Origin of the sequence: Stieleria sp. (genome assembly GCF_041595215.1) — a bacterium.
In the GTDB taxonomy this organism is placed as follows: Bacteria; Planctomycetota; Planctomycetia; order Pirellulales; family Pirellulaceae; genus Stieleria; species Stieleria magnilauensis.
In genome coordinates this window covers 1-2,256 of the sequence record NZ_JBFHKV010001250.1, presented here as the reverse complement: position 1 = coordinate 2,256, position 2,256 = coordinate 1, and the positions used below count along the sequence as shown (strand labels likewise).

The window sequence follows — 2,256 nt, the reverse complement described above, 5'->3', positions numbered from 1 at the left end:
GCCGTTGTGTCTGCATCACCGCCACATTGAATGATCGTGGTGACGGCTTGCCGGAAGTCCTGGGGGTGAGAAAGCCAGGTGTGGATTGCAACGGGAACGGTGTGATAGGTGTAACCGGTGACGCCACGCTGGAGTCCGAGTGACTTTGCGAAGGCCAACGTCGATTCGTTCGCTTGAACGCTGTCGATCGCCCGCCGGAGCAAGTCGATCAACTCCGCCCCATCGTCGCCCACCGCATCGATCACTTCGCCGAGCCAAACGTCTGCATTGATCGACGCGCCTTGGCGAGCGTGTTTGGCCGCCAATGCGACCGTGATCGCTCCGTCATCCGCTTTCGGGTCGCTGTGCGTCAGTCGCGAGGAAGCACGTACCAGTTCACGCAGCAGAGAGACGTCATCAATCGCCGCGCCGATAACCGCGGCCCGCATCGCCGGACCATTCCCGGCTGAAAACACACCGGCGTTTTCTGGTTTCCAGCCCAGCCAGAGTTTGATTCCAGATTTTGCGGTCGCCTTGCCCACGCCGGCCGGCAGAGCCAAGATCCACCACCGCAGACGTCTTGCGAACCGTTTCGTGAACGCATCAACGTTGCCACCCGCTTCGATCAACGATTGAGCCACCATGCACGTGTGCTCGGTATCGTCGGAGATCATTCCGCGACCAAAGAAAAATCGGTGTCGGTCCGGTGTACCCAGCAACCTCTCGGCCCGTTTCGGTGAAAGGCCTTCGTAAGGAAGTCCAATCGCATCACCCACGGCGGTTCCCAAGATGCATCCGACGATTGCGTCGCGATTCATTCTAGATTCTCCAAGACCGACGGTTGCATGCGATTCAAATATTGTCGGTGGTGGCGATGGCTTCGTGTAGCAGTTCGAGCGTCAAAGGCATACGATGCTGGTTCGCAGCGATGATCCGCTGGCCTCTGATGGGTTCCTGAAAACGAAACCCAGGAACCTGCTCGCGGATTTAAGTTTTTGGTTAGAGTTGACCGTTCGCATTGTACCGGAAAATGAGAAACGTCTGCGAAAGCGGCTGCCGGTACGGGTGTCTCGTTGAGCTCGGGTTTGAAACGAATGCCGAGCGTCCGCTTTCCAACCGATGGAATTCAACATGATTCAGTTTCTTGCCGACAGGATGCCCCGTACCCGAAAGACCGGTTGCCGCCGAACATGCCGCCGACTATACCGCCGAGCATGCCGGGCTCAGATGCGAAATCGAGTCGCTGCAATCGTCTGTTCGACGTTTGCAGCACTGCTGACACACGCCCTTCATACAGACGTCGTGGGGGCCGAGTCGACGGAGCGTCCCAACGTGGTTTTGATTCTTGCCGATGACCTGGGCTATGGGGATTTGGGGTGTTACGGTCACCCGGTCGCGAAGACACCGAACATTGATACTTTGGCAAAGCAAGGGGTTCGTTTCACGCAGCACTATTCCAATGGGCCTGAATGCAGTCCGACTCGGACGGCGCTGTTGACCGGACGCTATCAACAGCGAGTGGGCGGCCTGGAGTGTGCGATCGGAACCGGGAACGTGGGGCGCTACGATGATGCGATCCGCTTGGCCGAACAACATGAGTTGGGGCTGCCGGTCGAAGATGCCGTTCTGCCGACGCTGCTCAAGCCGGCCGGCTACCGTTGCGGTATTTTCGGCAAGTGGCACTTGGGATACGAACCCAAGTTCAATCCGATGCAATACGGCTGGGATGAGTTCGTCGGATACTTGGGCGGCAACGTCCACTACTTCAACCATCGTGAACTCAGCGACTTGCACGTGTTGTTTCGTGGTCGGCAGCCGATCGAACGTGACGGCTACATGACGCACTTGATCACCGATGACAGCATCGAATTTATCAAGCGTCACAAAGACCAGCCGTTCTTCGCCTATGTTTCGCACGAGTGTCCGCACTTTCCCTATCAAGGTCCTGGCGACAAAGACAAGGTCGTCACGGAAGAGAATTGGATGGCGTTTGATCCGCCGGCGTACATCGCGATGCTGGAGGATCTTGATTCAGAAGTCGGCCGGATTCTGAAGACGCTTGAGGATTCGGGAGTTGCCGACAACACCGTCGTCCTCTTCGTTTCCGACAACGGAGGGTTCGCCGGCGCGGGGAACATGGGACCGCTTCGTGGCAGCAAGGGCACGACGTATGAAGGCGGGATTCGCGTGCCGCTGATTGTCCGCTGGCCCGATCGAATTGCCGCCGGGACGGTCAGCGACCAGGTTTGCGTCACGTTTGATTTGACGCGATCGATT

Annotated in this window: 2 protein-coding genes; one reads left to right on the top strand and one right to left on the bottom strand. The window is 57.8% G+C overall.

Annotated features, from left to right (window positions below; genetic code table 11):
- The coding region (locus tag ABX749_RS30190) for an ADP-ribosylglycohydrolase family protein (protein WP_372899304.1) at positions 1-797 on the bottom strand (797 nt) is incomplete at its 3' end.
- 409 nt (positions 798-1,206) lie between these two features.
- Here ABX749_RS30190 and ABX749_RS30185 point away from each other — a divergent pair.
- Positions 1,207-2,256 (top strand): sulfatase-like hydrolase/transferase (locus ABX749_RS30185; RefSeq protein WP_372899303.1); only part of this gene is annotated, 1,050 nt, incomplete at its 3' end.